Origin of the sequence: Streptomyces solincola (assembly GCF_002982015.1) — a bacterium.
In the GTDB taxonomy this organism is placed as follows: Bacteria; Actinomycetota; Actinomycetes; order Streptomycetales; family Streptomycetaceae; genus Streptomyces; species Streptomyces solincola.
In genome coordinates this window covers 1-1846 of the sequence record NZ_PVLV01000646.1, presented here as the reverse complement: position 1 = coordinate 1846, position 1846 = coordinate 1, and the positions used below count along the sequence as shown (strand labels likewise).

Here is a 1846-nt window from a genome sequence, read left to right as displayed (position 1 = left end):
CCGCACCCTGGTCGTCACGGTCATGAACCCCCGCAGCGGCGGCGAAGCCCCAGTCCAGGAGCCGGCGGGCCTCGTCGTAGACGTCGAAGGCGCCGCCGCTGCGGGGGTTCATGACCGTGACGACCAGGGTGCGGGAGCCGTGCCGGGCGGCGGTGATCAGGGTGTGGCCGGCGTTGGTGGTGTAGCCGTTCTTGATGCCGAGGACGCCGGGGTAGCGGCCCACGCCGTCGTCGCCGGTGAGCAGGCGGTTGGTGTTGCGGATGCCGTAGGACCAGCCGCCGCCGGGGAAGTCGGCCTCGGCGGTGGCGGCGTAGCGGGCGAAGTCCGGGTTCTGGAGTCCGGCGCGGCCGAAGACGGCCAGGTCGTACGCGGAGGAGACCTGGCCCTCGGTGTCGTAGCCGTCGGGGGACTTCACCCGGGTGTCGAGGGCGCCGAGGGAGCGGGCCTTGGCCTCCATCTCGCGGGCGGTGCGCTCCCAGCCGCCGTTCAGACCGGCCAGCACCCGCACCGCGTCGTTGCCGGAGCTGAGGAAGACCCCCCGCCACAGGTCGGCCAGCTTGTAGGTGACCTCCTCGCGGACGCCGACCAGGCTGGAGCCGTCGCCGACGCCGCGCAGTTCGTGCTCGCTGACGGTGTGCCGCCGTTCGGGGGACTGCCCGGGGAGCGCGGTCAGCGCGAACAGCGCCTTGAGGGTGGAGGCGGGCGGCAGCTGCGCGTGGGCGTCCCGGGCGGCCAGCACGTCGCCGCTGCGCGCGTCGGCGACGAGATAGGACCTCGCCGTCACCGCGGGCGGGCCGGCGACGCCGGGCGGCACCCGGACGTGGGTGCCGGGGCGGTGCAGCAGCGCGGCGCCGACCGCCGCGGCGGGGCGCGGCGGCATCGGCTCCATCGGCTCCACGGGCCGGGGCGCGGCGGGGGCGAGCAGCAGTACGGCGGGCAGCGCGGCGGCGGCGAACGAACTGACGATCATTCAGTCACGTTAAGAACGCCCGGGCCGCCGCGCGCGGTGAGACGCGGCCGGACGGAGTACACACGGGTGAACCTCCGCATGGGGCGCGTGGGCGCGGGCACCGGGAAGGAGTCGCTTTCCTGCCCGATCTCCCCCACTCATGGAGGACGAGATGACTCCCGTCCAGCGCGACAAGGTCTTCATGCGCCTGGTCTCCGCCGAAGGGCACGAGGTGCCCGTGCTCGCCCATCTGACGTACGACGCCCGCGACCCGTACGCGGTGATCGTCGGCTTCACCCACGGCGGCTGCGTCTACGCCGAGTGGCGGCTGGACCGGGACATGCTCTGGGACGGGATGCGCGGCCCGGTCGGCGAGGGCGATGTGCGGATGTGGCCCTCGCTCAACGGCAGCCGCCAGGAGCTGTGCATCGAGCTGCTGGGTGAGACCGTCTTCTCGGTGTGGGCGCCGTCGCTGGAGCGCTTCCTCGCTGCCTCCTACGCGGCCGTTCCGGCCGGGCAGGAGAACCTGGACGAGCTGGACGTGTTCCTGGCGGAGCTGCTGGCGGCGGGCTGAGCGCCGGCTCCGTCTGCTTCATCCGGCTTCTCCTCCTTCGCGGTGCTCGTAGGGATCTCGTACGGATACGGGTGCTCCATCCGATACGCGGCAAACCGGGACATCTTTTTTCGACAGTCGGACATGTGTGCGGCGGCAGGGCATCCCGGTGGCTCGGAGGGGGAGTTCGGGGTGGGCGCGCTGATCGGCAGTCAGGTGAGGTTAACCTAACCGGGTGTCAGGCGGCCCGGCGCGAGTCGGCGGCGCGGTGCGTGCGGTACGTGCGGTACGGGGGTGGGCTGATGGCCGGGGTGGACGGCGTGGATCCGGCCGGGCTCGCGGGG

The 1846-nt window shown here is 73.0% G+C and carries 2 protein-coding genes; one reads left to right on the top strand and one right to left on the bottom strand.

Features of this window, described 5'->3' with window-relative positions; all coding sequences use genetic code 11:
* Positions 1 to 970, bottom strand: a 970-nt coding sequence (locus C6N75_RS28720; RefSeq protein WP_105871773.1) for a D-alanyl-D-alanine carboxypeptidase family protein, incomplete at its 3' end; no start/stop codon positions are given.
* Positions 971 to 1121: 151 nt separating this feature from the next.
* Here C6N75_RS28720 and C6N75_RS28715 point away from each other — a divergent pair.
* Positions 1122 to 1523 (top strand): SsgA family sporulation/cell division regulator, encoded by a 402-nt coding sequence (locus C6N75_RS28715; protein ID WP_256104532.1) that lies wholly within the window; start codon positions 1122 to 1124, stop codon positions 1521 to 1523.
* Positions 1524 to 1846: the final 323 nt, after the last annotated feature.